Origin of the sequence: Streptomyces roseicoloratus, from assembly GCF_004117935.1 — a bacterium.
In the GTDB taxonomy this organism is placed as follows: Bacteria; Actinomycetota; Actinomycetes; order Streptomycetales; family Streptomycetaceae; genus Streptomyces; species Streptomyces roseicoloratus.
In genome coordinates this window covers 1-20,029 of record NZ_SDOY01000120.1, presented here as the reverse complement: position 1 = coordinate 20,029, position 20,029 = coordinate 1, and the positions used below count along the sequence as shown (strand labels likewise).

The following is a 20,029-nucleotide window of genomic DNA, read 5'->3' as shown; positions in this document are numbered from 1 at the left end:
TGAACGTATCGCGCGTGCCTGGGGGATGGCGGCGGGTATGCGGAATCGGGACGTGAGGAAGCCCCGTCGGGCGCTGTTCCGGCGGGGCTGGGTCCTCCGTCGAGGCGGCGCAGCCTGGCCGCAATCGATCGGGTGCTGCGGCCACGGTACGCCCGGGGGTTCTGGCGGTCAGTGGCCGCAGTGGGGGCGGCTCCACCAGCCGCAGTGCTCGCAGTAGGTCATCGGGCGCTCCTCGTGGTGGTGGCGTGGCGGCGGCGGGTTTCGGCGGGGTCGTGGACGACGGTTCCGGCGTGGCCGATGTGCTCTACACGGAACCCCTCTCGGGGCTCCTCCTCGGGGGTGTTGTTGGTGTTGTTGTTGCTGGTCACAGCGCACCAACAACCGTCGGGAGGGGCGCCGCAGGAGCGGGGGATGGCGGTCACGTGGATGCCGGGCCCGACCTTCCCGCCCGTGCGGACTTCCTTGATCGGGATGCTGGCTTCGTCGAGGAGGGCCCGGACGGTCCGGGTGTCAGGCAGGCCGATCCCTTCGGCGAGCTGGGTGAGGCGGACGTTCGCGGTGCCGCCGGGGGAGAGCTCGTGGAGGGCGGCGACGATGTCGACGGCGTCCTCGACCTCCGGCTGCTCACCGCCCCGGCGCCCGGCGGCCCAGGTGCGGGCGCGGCGGACGCCGGCGGCGGTGAGGAGCCCGGCCGTGTAGTAGGCGGTCTCGGGGACGGTGTAGGCGATGCCTCCGGCGAGTGCGGCGCCGATGGCGAGGACGCAGCCGCCTGCGAGCTTGCTCGGCTGCTCCCCCGCCACGACGTCGGGCTGCTGTTCGGTGGTCACGAGATCATCCCGGTGAGCCAGGCGCCGGAGAGGTTGACGGCGGAGGCGAGGGGGACGGCGGCGTAGCGGGCGATGCCGGCGGAGAGGCCGAGTCCGACGCCGGCGCCCCAGCCGCGCCACTTCGACGCCTTGGCGCCGCGGTGGCGGCGGGCGAGGAAGCCGACGAGGACGAGCGCGGTCATGAACAGGCCGCCTTGGGTGAGTGGGGCTGCGGTGCTGCCGGGGGCGGTGCCGGTCTGGGCGCCGACGCCGTAGACCAACAGGCCGTCGCCGAAGGTGTTGAGGCCCCACAGGGCGGTGTCGCCGATCCAGCCGACGAGGCCGCCGACGACCATGACGGTGAGCGCGCCGACGCACCAGCAGAGGGTGAAGGGCAGGAGCTCACCGGCGGCGCCGATGAGGTTGGTCTGGAGGGTCTTGAGGCCGGGGAACCAGACGAACAGCTCCCACACGAGGAGCGCGAAGCCGACGAGGACGGCACCGAGGGTGGGGGTCATCGGTAGCCTCCGCGGGCGTCGAGCTGCTGGCGGGCGCGGCGAACGGCTGCGCCGACGGACGGGCGATCGGCGTCGGGCCGGATCGAGCAGATCGCGTCGACGGCGGGTGGGTTGGTCGGGTGGATCGCGACGTGTTCGCGGGCGAGGTCGGCGATGCTCTTCTGCTCGCGATTGGCGATCGTGCTGGTCGGGGCGGGTTCGGGGCGCTCCGAAGCGTGGGGCTGCTCGGGGGTGATCGCGATCGTGCTCGTCTCGTGCTCGGCCGTGATCGGGGCGATCGCGATCGGTGCTCGGCGGGCAAGCTCGCGGTCCTTGTCCTGCCGGGCGAGCTCGATCGTGAAGTCGGTCTCGACCTCGGCGATGAGGCGCTCGGCGGCCATCTCGCGGCGGCGGAGCTCGTGCCGGTGCCGGGCTTCCTCGAACCGCATGGCGCGCTCCTCGTTGGCGAGCAGCGCGCGGTCGTCGTCGGTGAGCGCTGCGGGGTCGCGCATGTCCGCGAGGGCGAGCAGCCATACGACCTTGGCGCCGAGGGGGAGGAACGGGCCGGCGACGGCCATGGCGGTGTGGTGCTGCTGGATGCCGTGCCAGACGAGGAAGGCTGCGACGGCGGCGAGGGCGGTCCAGCCGATGGCGGCGACGGGCCAGCGGTGGCCGCAGATTCGGAGGCTGCGGGCTTCGGCCCAGATGACGGAGGCCCAGATGATGTCGGCTCCGGCGGCGACGGTGATGCCCCAGGGGCCGGCGCCGAGGAGGTCGACGAGGCTCCAGGTGGTCCAGGCGAGGGAGCCGGCGGACAGGGTGACCGCGGGGGCGATGAGCGGGGTGCGCATCAGGCCGAGACCTCCTGGCCGACAAGGCGGCAGCGGGTGGCGTACTCGGCACGGGTGTCGTCCGGGCGGACGGGCGGGAGGGCGTCGATGAGGGCGCGCTCGGCGGCGTCGGCGGCCTCGGTGGGGCCGTAGGTGTGCTCGGCGACAACAAGGGCCTGCGCGAGGACGAGGCGCTCGTCGATGGCCTTGGTGGGGTGCTTGGCCTCGATGCGGTCGGCGAGCTTGCCGAGGAGGCTGTGGACGTTGGGAGGCTGGTCGGTACGCTCGGACACGGACCCGCTCCTTCGTGAGGTTGTGGGTGGGTCTGGCCCCGGCCATGTGGAGCTGCGAACTCCGGCCGGGGCCTTCGTTGTTGCCGGTTCGACCGTAGCGAGAAGTGTGGACAATGTCCACACCTCGCGAGAGGATGTGCCCATGTCCGTGACCCCGGAGAGTGAGGAGCCGCGGGAGACCATGACCATTCCGAAGCTCGCGGAGCGGGTGGGGCGCAGCCGTACGCTGATCCACCGGCTCGCGACGAACCCCAAGGAGGGCTGGCCTGCGCCCGCGTTCCGTCCGGGGAGCAGCCGGCCGGAGTACCCGGTGGCGTGGTTCGACGAGTACTGGGCGAAGCGGCAGGCGGGGATGACCCAGGGCCGCCGCACCGACCTGAAGCCGAAGGAGTAGCAGCGTGGATCTGGTGGAGTTCCTGACGGCCCGCCTCGACGAGGACGAGCGAACGGCTCGCGGTGTCCTGTGGGACGGGTCCGGCAACGAGCTGCAGTGGAGTCTGCCGTTCTCGGCAACCATCCAGGTGGGCACCGAGCTGTTCACGACCGATGACGGCGCGGTCGCCGAGCACATCGCCCGCCATGATCCGGCTCGTGTCCTCGCCGAGGTCGACGCCAAGCGGCGGATCCTCGCCGACTACGAACGTTTCGTTGCCGAACGGCGCCGGATGATGGGCGGCTGGGACAGCTACCCCGAGGTCTCACCAATCCTCGCGGCCCTTGCCCTGCCGTATGCCGACCACCCCGACTACGACGAGGCGTGGCGCCCGTAGCCGCGCCCGTGCAGTGGCCCCCGTCCGGGTGTATCCGGCGGGGGCCTGCTGCTGTCCGGAAGCTTCCCGGCGCCGGGAAGCGTGCAGGTCAGGCCGCGACCACGCCTCGCTCGGTCCACCAGGCGCCGCATTGGCGGCAGCGGGCGGTGGGCTGGTCGCCGGCGCCGCCGGTGATGACGATGCGCCCGCCGCAGGGGCATCGGTGCTGGGCGTCCAACTCGCGCTGCTCGACGGCGAGGTCGAGCGCTTGCTCTACGCGGTGGAGAGCCTCGCGGGCGACGTGCCTCAGGTGGCGCGCCTGAGCGTCGGTGAGGGCGCGGCCGGGCCAGAACACGTTGTCGGCCCTCGCGCTGAGCCAGAGGGCGGTCCAGGCGGCGCCGCGGGGGCGTCCGGTGAAGTGCCAGCGGTGCGGGTGGGATGTCTCGACGGCGTGCTGGTTGGCGGAGGCGATCTGGTCGGCGGTCTCGTGGAGAGCGGCTTCGACGGTCCGCATGGTGTCCATGATCCGGAGGTTGACGGGGACCGGCCGGGCGCCGAGCTGGTCGGGGGAGCGCTCCAGCATGCGGAGGGCGGCCGTCTCGGTGGCGTCGTGCTGCTCCAGGGCGGCGAGGTAGGTGCGGAGGCCGGCGGGCGGCCAGGTCGCGGCGACGGGGGTGCCGAGGGCGTCGTCGAGGTCGGGCCAGAGGGTGGCGATGGTCTGGAGCTGGGCTGCGGCGGTGGTGGTCATCGTGGCTCCGTGGGGCTGGTGTGGGCTGTACGGTGACTGCACCGTGTGGGGCGCGCCCGCAGGTGTCTTGGCGGACTGGGCGCGCCCCTTCGCGCGTTCGGGGTCAGTACTTCTCGCCGCGGGCGAGGCGCTCAGCTCGGAAGCGGGCGGACTGGTCGGCATCCCAGCGGCGCCTCTCGCGGGCCTGGCGCCTCGTCGAGATGGACGACCGCTCCCACGGCTGGCTGGGGAACGGGTCGATCGGCAGGTAGTCGGTGGTGCCGTTCGCGTCCCACGTGTAGTTGCGGTAGCGGTGGTGGCCTGTGTGGCCGCGCTTGAAGGCGCACCGCCAGTGGTGGTAGCCGCCGGTCCCGTCCGGGATCCCGCTCTTGACGGGGTGGTCGTTGCAGTAGCCGCCGAGGACGGCGAGGGCGTCGTACAGCCGGTTGGTTGTGCGGCGGGTGGCGCGCCAGACGAGGGCGCGGAGTCGGCTCACGGCTGGGGCTCCTGGGGTCCGGGGCAGAGGAACGGGTACGGCGGGTTGGTGCCCTCACAGGCGAGGCAGTCCTCGGCGTTGCCGCCGATGTGGGTGGCAGGCCCGGGCTGGGGCTCGTGGCCGGGGCAGCGCCGAATCTCCAGCCCGCCCCACGTGCAGTTGCATACGGGCTCGGGCTCGACGTCGGGCGGGTTGAGCTGCTCGTCCCAGGCGTAGGAGCAGCGCATGCACTCGCGGTGCAGCCGCTCGTTCGGCTGGAATCCGATGGAACCGATCAGGTCGCCATGAACGCAATCGCCGTGCGCCCGGTACTCAGTGAGGGCTTCGTCGTGGCTGCACTTGGGGCAGGTCGGGTTGGGGCCGCTGTACGGCGGGAGGTTGGTCACAGCTGGGGCTCCTGGGGGTCGAGGGCGGCGCGGATGTGGCGGAGGCAGGCGAGGTAGCCGCCGGCGAGATCCTGGTCGGTGGCGCTGTCGCGGACTGCTGCCTCGATCCGGTCGCACTCGGCGCGGACGCGTGCGATGGCGTCCGTGGCCCGGTCTGCGCGTTCCACTGCGCGGACGCGTTCAGTCTCGGAGGTGTTCGAGGTGTCGTTCGCGATGCGGAGGAGATCGTCCAGCTGCTCGGCGCGGGTGGTGGCGGCTTCGAGGTCGGGCACGATCGCGGCGACGTGCCGGCGGTTGCTGCGGGCGACGTGTCGCGCGACCTCGGCCCGGGTGCGGGCGCTGGTCCACGCGGTCCGGTAGCGGTCGGCGCGCTGCTCCTGTTCGACCATGGCGCGCATGTTGCTGCGCCACATGTCGCGGTACTCGTCGATGTGGGTGGCGAGCTTCGTGATCCCGTCGCGGAGTCGTGCGGCTTCGTCCGGGGTGAGTGGCCCGCGTTCGGCGCGGTCGGCGAGGTTGAGGAGCTGCTCGGTGTCGGGCTGGGTCACTGGTCCTCCTCGGCCATGCGACGGAGCTCGTTGGTGGTGGCGTTCACGTCACGCATGTGGTCGTCGGTCAGGTCGCGGAGCGTTTCGGAGTCGTCCAGTGCGTCGGCGGCGGTGCGGAGTACGGCGGCTCGGTAGGCGGTGATGAGCTTGCGGCGGCGGGACATGCTGAGGTTGCCGTCCATGGCGTCGTGGAGGGTCATCCACAGTTCGGCTTCGGTGGCTTCGGGCTGGGTCATCGGGGTGTGCCTTTCAGTCGTCGGACGGCCAGGTTCCAGGCGGGTACGAGGGGGAGTTGGGCGGTGAGCCAGAGGGTGAGGAGCCATGCCCACCAGGTCACGACTCGGCCCCGGCGGCTCGGCGGGCGCGCTCGTAGCGGGCCCGGGCGGCGATGAATGCTTCGCTGCTGCCGCCCCGGTCGGGGTGTGCGTCGGCCATGGCCTTGCGTAGCTCCGTCAGGGATGGCGGCTTGGGCGGACGCGGGATGCCCGGGGGCGTCAGGTGGAGGTGACGGCAGGTGCGGCCGTGGTAGATCTCGCCCTCCGATTCGATCTTCTTCCGGTCGAGATAGCCGGTGCGCCCGTTGTCGAGGGTGAAGTAGATCCGGCGGGCGGTCTTGCGGGTGATCTCGTGGCGGAGGATCTTCCAGTTGCCGAGGGGCCCGTCGTCCCAGTTGACGTCCCACAGTTCGTACAGGTACTCGGGCTGCGGGTTGGCGGTGAGGTCCGTGGTCACGATGCGCTCCCGACGGCGAGACCGCGCAGGCTGGCGGCCGCGTGGGTGCGGGTGGCGCAGGGCTGACAGGGGACAACGCTGTTACAGCTGGCGTTCTCCTGCTCGATCTCGTCGGCGGCGCTGTTGAGGATCGCGGCCCGGTAGGCGGCCATGGCGGCGAGGAACTGCCTCGGCTCGACGGGGTCACTACCGGTGGCGAGCTTGATGGCCATGGCTTCGAGTACGGCGGCCGCCTCTTCCTCGTCGGCGGTCTGGGTGTCCTGCCGCCCGACGGACGGGCTGGAGAAGTCGACGCCGGACGGCTGCGTCGCGCGGATCGCCTCGCCCAGGGCTGCCGCCCCGCGGAGGGCCTGCTCGGTGGTGATGCCCAAGGCCGCGTTCGGGGCGGCGGCACGCTGGCGGTGCCACACGTCGCTGTAGCCGAGCGTGCCGCCCTGGCAGTCCATGTCCGGCGGGCAGGCCGAGTCCGCGTCGACGAGGTTGAGGCAGAGGCAGCGGTGCCAGCGCTTCGAGCCGTGGTTGACGCCGTCCTCGCACTCGGTGCCCGGGGCGTGGGCGGCATGCCCGCAGGCACAGACGGCCTCGGTGGCCGGTTGGGCGGTGGCCTGGCGGGCGGCGTCCCGGACCCCGGCGGCGTACTCGTGCGCCGCGTCTTGATCCCCGGCCGCGGCCCGCACGGCGAGGGGCAGTCCGGACCAGACGTCGCCCATCCACTCCATGGCCCACTCGTCACCGCCCTTGTGGGCGCGGTCCATGTCCTCGTGGATGAGCCGCAGTGCGTCAACGAGGGGCTGCTGGAGGGCGCGGTACTCCTGGATGCTGGCCATGAGGGCGGGGATCGTCTCGGCGGCGGTGGCGTGGAGGTCGGTCATGGGTGGTGCTCCTGTCTGGGTAGGCTCCGGGTGGCCGCCCCCGCATTGCCCGCGGGGGCGGCTGTGTTGCGTCAGGCGGGCAGGGATCAGGCGGCGGGCCACAGGCCGTCTTGGCCGGCGAGGGGACGGTTTGCCCAGACGACCTCGGTGCGGTCCTTCGCCGTCTTGGCGTTGCCGGTCATGGTCTGCTGCTCGTAGCGGTGCCAGTCGGCGTACAGGTCGGCGTACAGGGGGCTGTCGTAGCCGGACAGGACGACGGTGGCCTTGCAGTCCTGGAGTGCGGCCGCGAGGTCGCGGTGGTCCTGCTCGCCCTTCATCTCGACGCGGTAGTTCGACCACGGGCGGGTGCTGCCGAGGTACGGCGGGTCGACGTACAGCAGGGCGTCCCGCGCGGCGCCGTACTTGGCGATCACGTCGAGGGCGGGCAGGGCTTCGAGGGAAACGTGGTGGAGGCGTTCTGCAGCTGCGGCGAGCCGGTCGACGTAGGCGTCCATGTAGCCGGGCATCCCGATCGACGAGCCGGCGGGGGCGATGTAGTGCCGCCACCCGGTCTGCCGTAGGGTGCCGGACCGGCCTTGTGCGAGGCGGGACCAGATGCGGCGGGCGAGCTCCAGCTCGTCGGCGGCGGGCTCGTGCGCGTCCGCGAGCTCGACGCGGGAGTGCGGGGTGAGCGCGCAGGCGCGGATGAGTTCGGCCGGCCGGTCCCGCAGGACGCGCCAGAACGTCATCAGGTCGCCGTCGAGGTCGTTGACGGTCTCCATGTTCGACGGGGTCTTCGCCAGCAGGACGGACAGGCCGCCGCAGAACGGTTCGACGTAGTGCTCGTGGGCGGGCAGCAGCGACACGATCCAGGGGGCGATGCGCTGCTTGCTGCCGAAGTACGGGACCGGGGACTTCACGGGCGGGCTGCTCCTTCGTGGGTGGTGGTGGAACCGGGAGTCAGGCGGTGGGCTGGTTGGCGAGTTCGAGGAGTACGGCAGCGTGGCAGTGGTCGGGTTGGCCGGGCTTGGGGAGGGGGCACCAGCACAGGAGGTCGCGGCCGTGGAGGAGGGCGCGGAACAGGGCCCGGGTCGAGTCCTGTTCGGGCTGGTTGATCCAGGTGCGGTAGAGGTCGGTGGCGTAGCGGCGGGCTTCGATGCCGTCGGCGGGCCAGGTGCCAACGATGCTGCCGGTGGTGCCCCACTGGACGGCGAGGCCGTGGTCGGCGCGGATGAGGCGGGCGGGGTTGGCGAAGCGGGTGGGCCGTCCGACGTAGACGGCTCCGTCGGGTGCGCGCCAGCCCGTGGTGCGGCGGCGGCGAAGACGCTCGGGCATGGGGGTCCTCCTTCAGGTGGTGGGGGTGTTGTGTGCGGTTGTGCGGGCGCGGTGGACGTCGTTGCGGCGGGGGCGGGTGCCGCTGTGGGAGGTGCACAGTTCGCCGGGCTTGGAGCCGCATGCGGGGCATGTGACGGCGAGGGCGGGAAGGGAGAGTGCTGGGGCGGTTGTGGTGGGTTCGGCGGCGTTCATGCGGTGTGCTCCTCGGTGATGGGGCCGTGTTCGGCGACGAGGGTGCGCCAGCGGATGTGGGGGCCGCCTGAGGTCCAGCGGGTGCGGGGCTTGTTGCGGGTCCAGAGGCGGCCGGTGCGGTCTCGTACGGCGGTGACGTCGGGTGGGGCTTGGAAGCTGCCGGGGCCGTCGGGCCGCCACCGGCGGGCGGCGGTGGTCATGCGGCGCTCCTGAGGGCTGCTGTGGCGGCGTCGATGCGGGTGGGGTGGTAGTCGTGGCGGTCGCGGCCGTTGGTGCGGCAGCGCTGCCCTGAGGGGGCGCGGCAGGCGGCCCACGGGCAGGGGACGGACCGCGGGTCGGCGAGGCCGGAGCGGATGAGGCGTTCGCGTTCGACGGCGTCGGGCCGGAACTCGGCGAGGGTTTCCTTGATGGCGGGCGGCATGTAGGCGCCCATCTGCTTCAGGCGCTTGTCGACTTCTTCGGCGGCGGGGCCGGCGGTGATGGCGCGGAGTTCGTTGGGTGGTTGGTGGCCGGTGGCGACGGCGCGGCGTTCGGCCTTGAGGGCAGCAAGGTAGGCGTCGCCGTACTGGTCGTCGGGGTCGACCTCGGGGTGGGCCAGAGGTTCGAAGGTGCCGGTGTGGCGGCCGAGTCGGTCGGCGACGGCGGCGGTCCAGCGGGTGGCGATGTCGGCGGGGAGGATCGGCCACGTGCTCTTGGTGTAGTGCTCGTGGGCGTAGCGGACGGCGGCGTCGTAGGGGACGTCGGCGAGGATGCCGGCCCACATGGCGATCTGCGCGCGGAGTTCGATGGGGTCGGTGCGTCGGACGCGGTGGTCGGCGAGGGCGATCTCGGCGAGGAGTTGGGGGATCTCGGAGGGCTTCACTGCATGCCTCCTTCTGCCGCGCGGAGTTCGGCGGCGATCTGCTGCATCTCGGAGAGGTAGGACTGGGCGGCCGACGGCGGCCCGGTGATGGGGCGGGGCCCGGTGTAGGTGGTGGTCTGGAGGCCGGCCCATCCGGCGAGGAAGTAGCGGGCCGAGTAGGGCTGGGTCTTGGCGGCTTTCCAGGCGCGCTCGGCGTGGTCGACGAGGGCGGCGACCCCGACGCGGCGTACGGCGTCGCGGAGTTCGAGCCACTGCTCGCTGCTGAACGTCCAGGAGACGCGCATGCCGCGGTGCTCCATGGCCTGGATGAGGGGCTCGACCTCTCCTCGTCCGCTGCTGGCGGCCACCACCTCGGTGCTGTGGTTCACGGAGGGGGTAGGGGGAGGAGGTACTTCCGAAGGAAGTACCTGGCTAGGCGTGGATGTGGCTTGGGTAAGCGTGACGCCTGGGAGGCCCGTGCGGTGTGACAGGTGCCCCTGACCAGCGGCGGAGTCGGAAAAGTGGGGTTCGTTTCCGTCTCGATTCGGCTCCGATTCGTTGCCGATTGCACGATGAATGTTCTTCGTTTCGTCGTCGATTCCGGGGCGCTTTCTTGCGGCGCGGCTCTTCGCGGCCCGCTCGGCGGCGCCCTTCCGGCTGGCCTCAACCTGTGCGCGGGTGGCGTTCCGGCCGCCCTCGAAGAAGTCGTGGACGACGTAGTCGCCGGCGGCCGGCTGCGGGCAGCGGGAGCAGGAGTGTTTGGCGCCGTGCCAGAGGCCGACCTTGACGAGCTTGGCGGCCTGCGGGGCGGTGCCGTACAGCTGGGCGATGACGCCGGGCACGATGCCCTCGGTGAGGTGCTGAGCGGAGTAGGCCCCGCACCTCACGAACAGGCCGATCGCCGCGTTCCCCGCGGCCACGAACTTCGGGTGGCTGTGGGAAGCGTCGTCGATCTTGAACCAGGGCATCGTGCCTTCTCTCGTACGTGGGGCGGGTGGTTCAGGCGGCGACGCGCGTGAGGCGGGCGACGTGACTGGGGCGGAGGCGGCAGTAGAGGCGGTAGCGCTGATCGCCGTCGAGGCCGCCGAACACGCCGTACCGAGACTCCCGGCGGCACCCCCCTTCCACAGCCATGGCGTGCTCCAGGCACTGCTGTCGGACGGGGCAGGCCAGACAAATGGCTTGCGCAATCCGAGTGCCCCGCTTGTCGCTGGGGTCGGGGAACATGACGTCGGCGTCCTCAACACGACAGGCGGCCTGGTCGCGCCAGTCAGGCGTCTTGTCCGTACTGATGCCTCGGGTGCTCACAGGACCCCTCCGAAAATTGCGGCGAACGTGCTGTTGAGGGCGTCGCGCATGGGCCGGTCCTCGACGTGGGCCGGTGCGACGCAACGGGCCCGGCCGCAGCCCGGCGTGACCTTGCCGACGGGCTCGCGCTGGTGGCGGATGCGGAAGGCGAGGCGGGCGGCGCTGATGCGGGGGCCGTTGTGCCCGGTTCGGATGCCGACCGAGGCGTTGGGCCACAGGATGTGGCCGTCGATGGTGAATTCGACCCGGCGCCAGAACAGATCCTCAACGGTGCCGGCCGGAGTCGGGCCGGGCTTGTGCGCGGGGAGGTTGAGGGCTTCGCGGGCCTTGCGCACGCTGTTGGTGCTGACCTGGCAGTGAGCGGCGATCTTGCGGCCGGACCAGCCCGCGCGGAGGAGCTCGGCGATGTCGCTGCGGATGTTCATGCGGCCACCGCCGGGATCGTGTTGGGCCAGGCGACGCCGTTCAGGGCGCGGGTGTGGGTGGCGGGGAGGTCGGCGGCCGGGTAGCCCAGCCACGCCGCGCCGAGGCAGGCGAGGGACACGGCGTCGGCCTTGTCGTACCGACCCGCTCCCTCGCACTCGACACCGAACAGCCGCTGCACGCCGTCGCGAACCTCGCCCTTGGAGGCGTTGCCCTTACCGGTGGCGTACATGGCGCGCTGCGCCGGCGGGCACACGGCGTACGGCAGGTCACGGCGCCACAGGTCGTGGGTGATCAGCCACCACAGCCCGGCGAGCTCGTGGTGTCCCGCGAGAGCGCCGTGCCCGTACGAGGGGCCCTCGACGACGACGAGGTCGGCGGCCTTGGTGCGGTCGAAGATCTCCATGCGGAGCCAGGACAAACGGCGGTGGCCCTTGTTGCGGGGCTTGAGCTGGTCGGCCCAGTCGACTCCGGCGATCCCGGTAGAGGTGAGGGACAGGTCGAGGCCGATGACGAGCGGCTTGGTGCCCGCGGCCGGGAGGCGGGTCATCCCGGCCGCGGGGGTCTGGGTGGCGGTCACAGCGCGGCCCCGATCAGCTCGCGCTCCTCGCCAAGGACGGCCTCGGAGATCATGGCGAACAGGTCGCGGGCGGCGTTCGGGGTGACGGCGTTGCCCGCGAGGCGCACGCGCTCCCGCTTGTTGCCGAGCCACACGTAGTCGGAGGGGAACTCCATCGCTGCGGCGTACTCGGCCGGCTCCAGCATCCGGAACCCGAGGTCCTCGACCGTGTCGACGACGGCGCCATGCAACAGGGCGTGCCGGTCGACCGTGGTGACGGTGGGGATGGGCTCGGCGGCGGGGCGCGGGGTGGCGTTGCCGTAGTAGGGGACGATCAGGTCGGGGACCGCCAGGCCGTGGTGGTTGCCGGACGCGCACACGGTGGCGAGCGGGTCGCGGACGGGCCGGTGGCTGGAGCCGCCGCCTCGGAGCTCGACCATGTACGGCGGGACGGCGATGCCGGTCTCGTTGCGGGCCGTGCACGTCCGCATCGGCAGGTCCACGCTCCGGGCCTGCTTACCGTCGCGGCCCTCGACCGGCACCACCAGCGGCTGGCCGTACGCCTCGAACCCGTCGCGGATCCGCTTCATCGTCTTGTCGGCGAGCGGCCGGGCCCGGTCGGCGATCCGCTGCGCGGGCAGCGACCAGTCGATGATGTCGGAGGCCGGCCGGACCGCGGGGAAGACTTCGGTGTGGCAGCGGGTGGTGGGGCAGCGCCACACGTACTGGGCCCGGTACTTGCCGTACTGGCGGGCGGGGTTCTTCCACGCCTGGACGGCGCGGACCGGCTTGTCGCAGCGCGGGCAGTGGGCGGTCGGGCGGGTCCACTTGTCGAAGTCGGGCTCTCGTTCGCCCTCTCGCCACAGGACGGTGTATCCGCGGTCGCGGGACTGGGCGGCGCCGTCGCCGAGGGCCTGGGCGTGCATCGAGTTGAGGCACACGAACTTCGAGCGGTAGCGCAGGGCGTGCGCGGCGGAGATCCACGCGGGCCACAGGATCCAGTCGCGGACGTCGACGACGTTCTCGACGATGATGGCCCGGTAGCGGTGGTGCTCGGCGAAGCGGATGACGTCCCACATCGTGGCGCGGGATCGTTCGGCGGCCTCGTCGGGCAGGACCTCGCCGAACAGGTCCGGGGTGGCGTCGCGGTGACGGCGGGCGCCCTTGGCCACGGAGTGGTTCGTGCACGAGGGTGAGAACCAGGCGAACGTGGTGGTGGGGTACCGCCGGGGGTCGACCTGGGAGATGTCGGCGCAGTCGTGCAGGGTGTCGGGGTGGTTGGCGTTGTGGACGTCGACGGCGAGGCGCCAGTGGTTCAGCGCGGTGCGGACGATGCCGCCGGCCTGCCGGATGCCGGTCGAGGAGCCGCCTGCCCCGGCGAAGCCGTCGGTGGAGTCCGCGGCGAGAGTCCGGCGGTTGAGGAGCGCGTTCACTTCGGGTCCTCCGGGTCGAGGTCGAGCAGGGCGCGGGCGGCGGGGAGGAGCGGGTCGCCCTGGTAGCCGGTGGCGTCGAGGAGTTGGTTGGTGAGGCGGTGCTCGACACGGCGCTGCACGGCGGCCTCGGCCCGCAGCGCGGCGACGGCACGCAACGCGCGGGCCAGGCGGCCGTCGTCCGTGTGGCGCCAGCTCGCGACGGCACGCTGCTTCTTCCGTTCCTGCGTCAGGCTGGTCTCGGCCTTGCGGCGAGCGGCACGTGCGTTGGCGAGGTCGATACGGGCGTCAGCGAGCTCGGCGCGGGCGGCTTCGAGGTCGGCGCGGAGGCCTGCCGTGGCGGCGGCGACAGCACCACGGGCGTAGCGGCGGGAGACGAAGGGGAGTCGCATCACGCCACCTCCCCAACCGGGGCGTTGCCGGTGAGCTCGGACAGGGAGACGAGCGAGGGGAACTCGTCCTCGGCGCTGATCTCGCCTTGCTGGATCGAGCGGAAGCTGATCTGGAGCTGGGCGACGTCGTGGTCGGTCCACTTCGCCGGAGGCCGGCCGAGCTTGGTCTCGATACGGTCGGCGGTGATGCCGATGCCCTCGAAGGCCTTGACCGCGTCCGCGATCCGCAGGTTCAGCGGCTTGCCGCCGCCGTCCCGCAGGGTGCGGGTGCACAGCTCCTTCGCTTCCTCGACGAACCAGGGCGGGAGGATCGCGAAGATCGCCTCGCGGACCCGGCGGGCACCGTTGTTGGCGTTGTTCTCGTAGATGTCCCGCATGTCCGTGAGCTGCTTCGGACCGTTCTTCTGGTCCCTCTTGTGCGGGACGATGAAGGTGGAACTGTTGCGGGTGTTCTTCTCGACGTCCCAGGCGTACGCCTGCATCTCCGACTCGCCGTACTCGTCGTCGCGGCGGAGCTCGGCGAGGCCGTACTGGACGTTGCCCCAGCAGCGGGCGAGTTCCCGGGCGAGGTGGACGGACGGCCCGGACACGGTCTGCCCCGAGCGGGGGAAGCGGTAGAACGCGCGCTCCGCGAGGTACGGCTGCTGGCAGGACTGCCGCATCTCGGCGATCGCGGCGGAGATGTTCCGCGGGCACTGCTGCGCGACGACGATCGCGGCCTGCACCTCGGCGACGGCACGGGACTGCTCGACGGCCGTGCCCTGCCCGACCCGCCCGGGGGCGGCGGCCGGCGTCATGCGTTCGATGTTCTGCTGGGTCACAGGTACTCCTCGGTATCGCGGGCCAGGGCCCACGGGGGCAGGGAAAGGAAGTGGGGCTGGTCGTCCGAGACGTAGCCGGGCCAGCGGCCGGAGGCGGTGCACTCGGCGTAGACCTGCAGGGCGCGCCGGTTCTTCGCGGCGCCGACCCGCAGCGTCAGCAGGTCGAGCTGCACCACGGTGATCAGATACGGCGCGGTCTTCTCCTGGAAGACCAGCAAGAACACGGCGGACTCGTCGCCGAGTTCGAGGGCGCGGACGCCGTCGAGGTACCACGCGGCCTGCTGGTGGTAGCCGTACGTGTCGACCGTGCGGGCCAGCGCCTCCGGCGAGGCGGACACGGTGGTCTTGTAGTCGGCGACGATCAGCCGGCCGCCCCGCGGGTACGGCAGCCAGTCCAGCCGGGCCCGCCGCATGACCCCGGTCGGCCTGTCGGTCCAGAACAGCGACTGCTCCGGACGGCCGGCGCCCGGCGCGAACACCGCGGAGGCGATCGGGTGGCGGCGCAGCGCGTCGGCCATGTCGTGGACGCGGTCGTAGTCGGCGGCCAGCAGCGCGATCCCGCCCGCGGCCTCGACCTCGTCGCGCTCGGCACGGGCCGCCTTCGTCCGCCAGTCCCCGGCGTCGACCGCAACCAGCTCCGGGCCGTCGCCGAGCACGAGCTTGTGCGCGGCGGTGCCGAAGTCGAACACGGCCCGGCGGGGCTGCGGGTGATCCTGCTCGTGGCGGAACAGGGCCGGAGCCTTCAGGATCGTGCGGGCGCCGGTCGACGACAGGGACTCGCGGTGCGCGTGGTACTCCTCGACCGCCAGGTTCGGGTAAATGCCGGGCCCGGTGATCGGGCCGGCGGCCGGGGCCTGGACGGCCCCGGTCTGCACGGTGGTGGTCACAGGGCGCTCCAGGTGGCGATGGCGGTGAGGGCGATGAGCGCCCACAGGACGGCAGAGAGGAGCAGGCCGCAGGCGCAGCCGCGCCAGATCCCGGGCATCACCGGACACCTCCGGTGCAGGTGCAGCCCTCGAAGTTGCGGCGGCACGTCGGGCACAAGCCGCCGGGGTAGACGTGCGTCAGGCAGAGGCCGCCCGCGTAGCCGTCGACCGCCACCACGGGCCTGCCGTGGCCGAGGGTCCATGCCCGGGTTCGGGTGACCGTGTCCAGGCCGCGGGCGAGGTCGGCGTCACGGGGCTCGACGAACCGGCCCTCGGCCTTCGCCCGGCGGACGGCGACCGCGATCGGGTGATCGGGCCGGATGTTGGGGTAGGCGAGCACGCGGGTACCGACCGGGTACAGGGCGTTCCACTCGTCGGCGGTCACGCAGACCACCTCCGGTCCTGCTGACCCGGAACCGAGCGGGCCGCACCCAGCCGGCGCATCTGGTCCGCAATCCCCAACGCCTGCCTGCCGGTCAGCGCCACCTTCGTGGCCAGCCGCTCGACGAGCCGGTCCTTCAGCTCCTCGAACGCCAGGCGGTCGGGGGCGTGGCCGTCGTGCTCGCCGGTCGGCTCGGTGCAGGCGAGTTCCATGAACGCCTCGAACAGGTCCTCTTCCATGAGGAGGTCGAGGAGGTCGTGGACGTTGTTCTCGACGAGCGGGGTGACGTCGGCGGTGATGTGGAGTGCGGTGGCTTCGATGTGCATCGGGCCGCGGACGGGCTTCGGGGTGGTGCTCACAGGGCGCTCCCGGCGTCGGTGGGGTGGGCGATGGGCAGGTCGCGGCCGACCGCGTAGTCGTGGTGCAGCGGCGAGTCGTGCGGGTCCTCCAGCTGCCGGGCCGCGAGCTCGCTGGCGATGCGGGCCTCGAACTCGCAGGTGCTGCACGGCTGGCCGTACGTGTACCCGGCGCCGCAGGTCCGGCAGGTCTGGATCGGCGCGGGCGTCAACGCCTCCAGCTCGGCGACCCGCTCGACCGCCTTGGACAGCTCCTCGTTCGTCGAATGCCGCTCCGCCTCCAGCCGTCGCACCTCGGCAACCAGCCGGTGGTTCTCGGCCCGCAGCCCGTACAGCTGCGACACCCCGGTCTCGTCGTCACGGACCGCGCCGCGGCTCAGCTTGTCGGCCATCCGGCCGACCGCCTCGGACGCCGTCCTGCTGTCGCGGTTCGACGTCCCGTACTCACCGGCCTTCTTCGCCAGCCACGCGACGATCTGCGCGTCCCGCTCGGCGATGACCGTGCGACGCTGCTCGGCCGCCGACTCGGGTGACTGGAGCAGGCACGCCGACTCCAACGCGATCGCGACACCAGCCGCCGTCTGCCTCGTCTTCAGCGCCGCGAGGATCACACCCTCCGCCGCCTGCACACGCCGCGCATTCACGCCGCACGCTCCTCGTGGCGCAGCAGCGCCCACCCGCGCACCGACACACCGTCGACCCGGACCTCAGCCCACGTGTACGTCGACGTGTCCCCGTTGTAGTGCGCGTCCACCAGCACCTCGACGCAGTACCGCGCGGCGAACCGCTGCACCTGGGCGGGCTGGCGGTGGAAGTAGACCTGGACGCGGTACGCGCCGTCGTACTCGTCGATGGTCACGCTCGACGGCCGATCGGCCAGCTCGGCAATGACCTTCTCCGTGACGGCGAAGGCGTGCAGCAGCGCGTCACGCGAGTCGAACGGCGCCGGCAGCACCGGGGTCACCGGGGTCGGACGGGTAAGGTTGATGGACACGGTGTCCTCATTTCTGTGTGGTGAGGTGCCGGGGGTCGTTCCGGTCGGACGGAGCGGCCCCGTATTCGTTTGGTCAGGCAGCGGCCGCAGCGCGGCTCTTCGCGATCAGTCGCTCGTACACGGCCGTCTGCTCGGGGGAGAGGCGGCCGGCGGCGTAGTCCGCTGCAATCCGCTGGCGGGCCTTGTCCAGGACGGCGCGAGCGCCGGTGATGCACTGGGCGCGGGGGATGACGACCTGACTTTTCATGTGGCGGCCTCGGCTGGCTCGAGAAGCTGGGCGAGGGTCAGGCCGTAGGCCTTGGTGACCTTGCTGGCGGTCTCGATGCTCGGGGCGTTCTTGCCGTACCAGAGGCGCCAGGCCGTGGACTGTGCAACCTTCAAGTGGTGGGCGAGGTCTACGTAGTTGTGCTGCCCTTCGGCAGCTGCTGCGGCTCGCAGCAGGGTTCGGTCGTACATGCGTCGTACCTTTCCCGCCTGACAGATCTGTCTGGCGTGAGAGAAAGGTAGCACGTATCTGTCACGCGTGAAAGATGTGGCGGGCTGGGGTTCAGCCTTTACGGTTCCTTCACTGTTGACAGAGTGACGCCGGACTCCTACGTTCTGTAGGGCGTTCGAGGTTCAACTACAGGTCAGGGGCACCTGTTCGATTTTTAATGCGCACGCCCGAGCGATATTCGGTGGCCGAAAGGGGGTGTTCCGTGGCATCGCGTGTCGCGCTATCTTTCAAGCATGAAAAACAAGATCAGCGCCAACGCCGCGTTCGCAGCCTGGGCAAAAGAGCAGATCACCCGCCAGGGCTACGACGTCAGCGGCCTTCGCAGCGGCGGCCGCACCCGCTTCGCCGAGGACTCGGGCATCAGCGCCGCCAGCGTCGGACGTTTGATCAACTCGGGTGACGTCAAAGACATCAAGGTCCTCACCCTCTTCGCCGACGCCATCCACCACCCCCTAGGCGAGGTCCTCGTCAGGGCCGGCATCCTCGAGGAATCCGAACTCCGAGCCGTCCAGAACCCACCGCCAACCCCCCACCCCATGACTACCGACGAAGCCGCCGACGCCCTCGGGATCGACGACGAACTCGATCGGGAGCTATTCCGGAACACGGTTGACACCCTCCGTAGACGACGCCGACGGAGCGGGGGGCAGGCCGCACAGAACTGACCAGCACGGAGGTACGTCAGTGTCCACACGCATCCTGCTCACCCTGCTCAGCACACTGTTCACCATCAGCCTCGGCGTCGGGCTGACCGGCATGATCCTCGACAGCGCAACCGCCATGCGCACCGGGATCCTCGCCACCACCACCACAGCAACCGGACTCATCTGCACCACCCTCCGCCACACCGCCCGCCTCACCGACCGCGAGCGCGAAGACATCCACAACGCCGGCTACAAGCTCGGCCTCCAGCACGTCACCCTCGGCCTCCTGGACACCCCTCCGTCCGGGGGCACCGTCGTACCGATCCGCCCCGCCCTCCCACGGCAGCACGAACGGCAGGCACAGTGACACGGCGCATCCCCGAAACGTTCCAGGGCTCTCACTCCGAAGAGGAGTGGGAGCCCTGGCTCGGCTACATCCGGGTCTCCACCTGGAAAGAAGAGAAGATCAGCCCAGAGCTGCAGAAGGCAGCGATCACCGCGTGGGCTCAGCGCACCCGACGCCGGATCACTGACTGGATCACCGACCTCGACATGACCGGCCGCAACTTCAAGCGCAAGATCATGAGCGGCATCGAACGGGTCGAACGCGGCGAAGCACGCGGCATCGTCGTCTGGAAGTACAACCGCTTCGGGCGCACCCGCGACGGCGTCCCCATCAACCTCAAGCGCCTCGAGGATGTCGGCGGCCAACTCGCCTCCGCCACGGAGGAAGTCGACGCCCGCACCGCCACCGGCCGCCTCCACCGCGGCATCCTCTTCGAGTTCGCCGCCTATGAATCCGACGTCCGCGGCGAACAGTGGCGCGAGACCCATGACCACCGCCGCTACAAGCTCCACCTCCCCGCCACCGGCCGCCCCCGCTTCGGCTACATCTGGCACCCCCGACGTCTACCCGACGGCAAAGGCGGCTTCACCCTCCAGGACGAGAAGTACATCGCCGACCCCGACACCGGCCCCGTCATGGCCGACCGCTACCGGCAGTACCTCGACGGCGAGCCGTTCTACGCCCTCCTCAACGAGATGAACAGCAGCGGCTGGCGCACCACCCGCGGCGGCCTGTGGACCGTGCAGACCCTCATCCGCTACATGGACTCCGGCTTCTGCGCGGGCCTACTCCGCATCCACAACCCCGAGTGCAAATGCTCCACCTCCATGAAGGGGAACTGCCCGAACACCGTCTTCCTCCCCGGCGCCCAAGAAGAACTCATCGACCTCGAGATCTGGCAGCGATACCAGGACCGCCGGCAGCAAATGAAGAAGACCCCGCCTCGCGCCCGGACCGCTCTCTACCCGCTCACCAACCTCGTACGGTGCGCGGGCTGCCGCGGCACCACACCCATCCAGAGCGCGATCCGCATCGTCAACGGCAGCCCCACCTCGATCAAGGGCCACAACTACATGTGCGGGCGCCGCGCCACAACCAGTAAGCATGGCTGCGAAGGGGTGTACGCCGCGCGAGCCGAGGTCGAGAAGCTCGTGCACGAATGGGTGCTGAGCAAGGCTGCCGTCGACATCGACGCGGCGCCCAGCGCGCCGGCGCAGCGCGCACCGGCGGGTGACCGGCGAGCGACAGCGGCCCGCGAGCGAGCGCGCCTCGAGGGCGAAGCCGCCAAGCAGAAGAAGGCGCTGGCCAACCTCCGTGCGGACCGGGCCATGAACCCGGACGACTACGGACCGGGCGAGTACGAGGATGCTGTTGCCCGCATTCGCCAGCAGCAGGCGGCGACCATGGCGGCACTTGAGCGGGTATCCGTGGTGGAGCTCGCGCCAAGGCAGACGGACTACGAGCCTGTCATCGTCGGTCTCGCGGAGGAGTGGGAGCTGCTGAACGCGGTTGAGATGAACGGCATGCTGAAGCAGCTCCTACGCCGGGTGGCTCTGGTGCGGAAGGGGAAGGGATTCGGCGTCGAGCTGCATCCGATGTGGGAGCCTGACCCCTGGGCGTGACACGGGTGCCGCCCCGATGAGGAGCATGTTTTGTTCACACTGACGAC

General features: G+C 71.2%; 35 protein-coding genes. 5 read left to right on the top strand and 30 right to left on the bottom strand.

Going from position 1 to position 20,029, the window contains the following annotated elements; translation table 11 throughout:
• Positions 1 to 218 precede the first annotated feature (218 nt).
• From ESG85_RS17615 to ESG85_RS17600, 4 genes are read right to left on the bottom strand one after another with little or no spacing between them, the layout of a single operon-like run.
• Complete coding sequence (locus ESG85_RS17615) at positions 219 to 827, bottom strand: hypothetical protein (RefSeq protein WP_128977273.1); 609 nt, start codon at positions 825 to 827, stop codon at positions 219 to 221.
• Positions 824 to 1,324: a hypothetical protein gene (locus ESG85_RS17610; RefSeq protein ID WP_128977272.1), complete on the bottom strand. Its 501-nt coding sequence runs from the start codon at positions 1,322 to 1,324 to the stop codon at positions 824 to 826. The genes ESG85_RS17615 and ESG85_RS17610 overlap by 4 nt, the downstream gene beginning before the upstream one ends.
• On the bottom strand, positions 1,321 to 2,154 hold the full coding sequence (locus ESG85_RS17605) for a hypothetical protein (RefSeq protein WP_128977271.1): 834 nt from the start codon (positions 2,152 to 2,154) through the stop codon (positions 1,321 to 1,323). Before ESG85_RS17605 ends, ESG85_RS17610 begins: the two co-directional genes overlap by 4 nt.
• Positions 2,154 to 2,426 carry a hypothetical protein gene (locus ESG85_RS17600; protein WP_128977270.1) on the bottom strand — a complete coding sequence of 91 codons (273 nt, stop codon included), beginning with the start codon at positions 2,424 to 2,426 and terminating at the stop codon, positions 2,154 to 2,156. The genes ESG85_RS17605 and ESG85_RS17600 overlap by 1 nt, the downstream gene beginning before the upstream one ends.
• A 181-nt stretch (positions 2,427 to 2,607) precedes the next feature.
• Between ESG85_RS17600 and ESG85_RS17595 the strand changes: the two genes are divergently transcribed.
• Together ESG85_RS17595 and ESG85_RS17590 are read left to right on the top strand one after the other, a co-directional pair.
• Positions 2,608 to 2,820, top strand: coding sequence for a hypothetical protein (locus ESG85_RS17595; RefSeq protein ID WP_128977269.1), 213 nt, complete (start codon positions 2,608 to 2,610; stop codon positions 2,818 to 2,820).
• Positions 2,821 to 2,824: 4 nt separating this feature from the next.
• The gene (locus ESG85_RS17590) at positions 2,825 to 3,196 is read left to right on the top strand and encodes a DUF6221 family protein (RefSeq protein WP_128977268.1); all 372 of its coding nucleotides are present in this window, start codon (positions 2,825 to 2,827) and stop codon (positions 3,194 to 3,196) included.
• A gap of 88 nt (positions 3,197 to 3,284) precedes the next feature.
• On the opposite strand, the gene ESG85_RS36630 is transcribed toward ESG85_RS17590, so the two are convergent.
• The 26 genes from ESG85_RS36630 to ESG85_RS17465 form a co-directional block, all read right to left on the bottom strand.
• Complete coding sequence (locus ESG85_RS36630) at positions 3,285 to 3,923, bottom strand: hypothetical protein (protein ID WP_128977267.1); 639 nt, start codon at positions 3,921 to 3,923, stop codon at positions 3,285 to 3,287.
• A 103-nt stretch (positions 3,924 to 4,026) separates the two neighbouring features.
• A complete protein-coding gene (locus tag ESG85_RS17580) occupies positions 4,027 to 4,398 on the bottom strand; it encodes a hypothetical protein (protein WP_128977266.1) in 372 nt (123 codons plus the stop codon).
• The gene (locus tag ESG85_RS17575; RefSeq protein WP_128977265.1) at positions 4,395 to 4,784 is read right to left on the bottom strand and encodes a hypothetical protein; all 390 of its coding nucleotides are present in this window, start codon (positions 4,782 to 4,784) and stop codon (positions 4,395 to 4,397) included. The genes ESG85_RS17580 and ESG85_RS17575 overlap by 4 nt, the downstream gene beginning before the upstream one ends.
• Positions 4,781 to 5,332, bottom strand: coding sequence for a hypothetical protein (locus ESG85_RS17570; protein ID WP_128977264.1), 552 nt, complete (start codon positions 5,330 to 5,332; stop codon positions 4,781 to 4,783). Before ESG85_RS17570 ends, ESG85_RS17575 begins: the two co-directional genes overlap by 4 nt.
• On the bottom strand, positions 5,329 to 5,568 hold the full coding sequence (locus ESG85_RS17565; RefSeq protein WP_128977263.1) for a hypothetical protein: 240 nt from the start codon (positions 5,566 to 5,568) through the stop codon (positions 5,329 to 5,331). Before ESG85_RS17565 ends, ESG85_RS17570 begins: the two co-directional genes overlap by 4 nt.
• A 97-nt stretch (positions 5,569 to 5,665) precedes the next feature.
• A complete protein-coding gene (locus tag ESG85_RS17560) occupies positions 5,666 to 6,064 on the bottom strand; it encodes a hypothetical protein (RefSeq protein ID WP_128977262.1) in 399 nt (132 codons plus the stop codon).
• Entirely contained in the window at positions 6,061 to 6,936 is an 876-nt protein-coding gene (locus tag ESG85_RS17555; RefSeq protein ID WP_128977261.1) for a hypothetical protein, read from the bottom strand. Before ESG85_RS17555 ends, ESG85_RS17560 begins: the two co-directional genes overlap by 4 nt.
• An 86-nt stretch (positions 6,937 to 7,022) precedes the next feature.
• Positions 7,023 to 7,835 (bottom strand): DNA adenine methylase, encoded by an 813-nt coding sequence (locus ESG85_RS17550; RefSeq protein WP_128977260.1) that lies wholly within the window; start codon positions 7,833 to 7,835, stop codon positions 7,023 to 7,025.
• A gap of 40 nt (positions 7,836 to 7,875) precedes the next feature.
• Positions 7,876 to 8,250 carry a DUF4326 domain-containing protein gene (locus tag ESG85_RS17545; RefSeq protein ID WP_128977259.1) on the bottom strand — a complete coding sequence of 125 codons (375 nt, stop codon included), beginning with the start codon at positions 8,248 to 8,250 and terminating at the stop codon, positions 7,876 to 7,878.
• 12 nt (positions 8,251 to 8,262) lie between these two features.
• On the bottom strand, positions 8,263 to 8,442 hold the full coding sequence (locus ESG85_RS17540) for a zinc finger domain-containing protein (RefSeq protein ID WP_128977258.1): 180 nt from the start codon (positions 8,440 to 8,442) through the stop codon (positions 8,263 to 8,265).
• Entirely contained in the window at positions 8,439 to 8,642 is a 204-nt protein-coding gene (locus tag ESG85_RS17535; RefSeq protein WP_128977257.1) for a hypothetical protein, read from the bottom strand. Before ESG85_RS17535 ends, ESG85_RS17540 begins: the two co-directional genes overlap by 4 nt.
• Complete coding sequence (locus ESG85_RS17530) at positions 8,639 to 9,304, bottom strand: zinc finger domain-containing protein (protein ID WP_128977256.1); 666 nt, start codon at positions 9,302 to 9,304, stop codon at positions 8,639 to 8,641. The genes ESG85_RS17535 and ESG85_RS17530 overlap by 4 nt, the downstream gene beginning before the upstream one ends.
• Positions 9,301 to 10,251, bottom strand: a complete 951-nt coding sequence (locus ESG85_RS17525) for a mucin-2 (protein WP_128977255.1) — start codon at positions 10,249 to 10,251, stop codon at positions 9,301 to 9,303. Before ESG85_RS17525 ends, ESG85_RS17530 begins: the two co-directional genes overlap by 4 nt.
• 31 nt (positions 10,252 to 10,282) lie before the next feature.
• Positions 10,283 to 10,591: a WhiB family transcriptional regulator gene (locus tag ESG85_RS36965; protein ID WP_219825166.1), complete on the bottom strand. Its 309-nt coding sequence runs from the start codon at positions 10,589 to 10,591 to the stop codon at positions 10,283 to 10,285.
• Positions 10,588 to 11,016, bottom strand: coding sequence for a hypothetical protein (locus tag ESG85_RS17515; RefSeq protein WP_128977254.1), 429 nt, complete (start codon positions 11,014 to 11,016; stop codon positions 10,588 to 10,590). Before ESG85_RS17515 ends, ESG85_RS36965 begins: the two co-directional genes overlap by 4 nt.
• Positions 11,013 to 11,594 carry a RuvC family protein gene (locus tag ESG85_RS17510; protein WP_246094867.1) on the bottom strand — a complete coding sequence of 194 codons (582 nt, stop codon included), beginning with the start codon at positions 11,592 to 11,594 and terminating at the stop codon, positions 11,013 to 11,015. Before ESG85_RS17510 ends, ESG85_RS17515 begins: the two co-directional genes overlap by 4 nt.
• On the bottom strand, positions 11,591 to 13,006 hold the full coding sequence (locus tag ESG85_RS17505; RefSeq protein WP_128977253.1) for a DNA cytosine methyltransferase: 1,416 nt from the start codon (positions 13,004 to 13,006) through the stop codon (positions 11,591 to 11,593). The genes ESG85_RS17510 and ESG85_RS17505 overlap by 4 nt, the downstream gene beginning before the upstream one ends.
• Positions 13,003 to 13,398, bottom strand: a complete 396-nt coding sequence (locus tag ESG85_RS17500; protein ID WP_128977252.1) for a hypothetical protein — start codon at positions 13,396 to 13,398, stop codon at positions 13,003 to 13,005. Before ESG85_RS17500 ends, ESG85_RS17505 begins: the two co-directional genes overlap by 4 nt.
• The gene (locus tag ESG85_RS17495; RefSeq protein ID WP_128977251.1) at positions 13,395 to 14,216 is read right to left on the bottom strand and encodes a hypothetical protein; all 822 of its coding nucleotides are present in this window, start codon (positions 14,214 to 14,216) and stop codon (positions 13,395 to 13,397) included. Before ESG85_RS17495 ends, ESG85_RS17500 begins: the two co-directional genes overlap by 4 nt.
• Positions 14,213 to 15,103 (bottom strand): PD-(D/E)XK nuclease-like domain-containing protein, encoded by an 891-nt coding sequence (locus ESG85_RS17490; protein ID WP_128977250.1) that lies wholly within the window; start codon positions 15,101 to 15,103, stop codon positions 14,213 to 14,215. The genes ESG85_RS17495 and ESG85_RS17490 overlap by 4 nt, the downstream gene beginning before the upstream one ends.
• Positions 15,104 to 15,200: 97 nt before the next feature.
• Entirely contained in the window at positions 15,201 to 15,527 is a 327-nt protein-coding gene (locus ESG85_RS17485) for a hypothetical protein (RefSeq protein ID WP_128977249.1), read from the bottom strand.
• On the bottom strand, positions 15,524 to 15,883 hold the full coding sequence (locus ESG85_RS17480) for a hypothetical protein (RefSeq protein ID WP_128977248.1): 360 nt from the start codon (positions 15,881 to 15,883) through the stop codon (positions 15,524 to 15,526). The genes ESG85_RS17485 and ESG85_RS17480 overlap by 4 nt, the downstream gene beginning before the upstream one ends.
• Positions 15,880 to 16,524: a hypothetical protein gene (locus tag ESG85_RS17475; RefSeq protein ID WP_128977247.1), complete on the bottom strand. Its 645-nt coding sequence runs from the start codon at positions 16,522 to 16,524 to the stop codon at positions 15,880 to 15,882. The genes ESG85_RS17480 and ESG85_RS17475 overlap by 4 nt, the downstream gene beginning before the upstream one ends.
• Positions 16,521 to 16,874 (bottom strand): hypothetical protein, encoded by a 354-nt coding sequence (locus ESG85_RS17470; protein ID WP_128977246.1) that lies wholly within the window; start codon positions 16,872 to 16,874, stop codon positions 16,521 to 16,523. The genes ESG85_RS17475 and ESG85_RS17470 overlap by 4 nt, the downstream gene beginning before the upstream one ends.
• A 73-nt stretch (positions 16,875 to 16,947) precedes the next feature.
• Positions 16,948 to 17,121: a hypothetical protein gene (locus ESG85_RS35015; protein WP_164986185.1), complete on the bottom strand. Its 174-nt coding sequence runs from the start codon at positions 17,119 to 17,121 to the stop codon at positions 16,948 to 16,950.
• Positions 17,118 to 17,330, bottom strand: coding sequence for a helix-turn-helix domain-containing protein (locus ESG85_RS17465; protein WP_128977245.1), 213 nt, complete (start codon positions 17,328 to 17,330; stop codon positions 17,118 to 17,120). The genes ESG85_RS35015 and ESG85_RS17465 overlap by 4 nt, the downstream gene beginning before the upstream one ends.
• Positions 17,331 to 17,603: 273 nt before the next feature.
• Here ESG85_RS17465 and ESG85_RS17460 point away from each other — a divergent pair, with 273 nt between their 5' ends.
• Genes ESG85_RS17460 through ESG85_RS17450 form a run of 3 tightly spaced genes read left to right on the top strand, consistent with a single transcriptional unit; the run spans position 17,604 to position 19,982 of the window.
• Complete coding sequence (locus ESG85_RS17460; RefSeq protein WP_128977244.1) at positions 17,604 to 18,035, top strand: XRE family transcriptional regulator; 432 nt, start codon at positions 17,604 to 17,606, stop codon at positions 18,033 to 18,035.
• Between the two features lie 19 nt (positions 18,036 to 18,054).
• Positions 18,055 to 18,381: a hypothetical protein gene (locus ESG85_RS17455; protein WP_128977243.1), complete on the top strand. Its 327-nt coding sequence runs from the start codon at positions 18,055 to 18,057 to the stop codon at positions 18,379 to 18,381.
• Positions 18,378 to 19,982 carry a recombinase family protein gene (locus ESG85_RS17450; protein ID WP_246094866.1) on the top strand — a complete coding sequence of 535 codons (1,605 nt, stop codon included), beginning with the start codon at positions 18,378 to 18,380 and terminating at the stop codon, positions 19,980 to 19,982. The genes ESG85_RS17455 and ESG85_RS17450 overlap by 4 nt, the downstream gene beginning before the upstream one ends.
• The last annotated feature ends 47 nt before the right edge of the window (positions 19,983 to 20,029 follow it).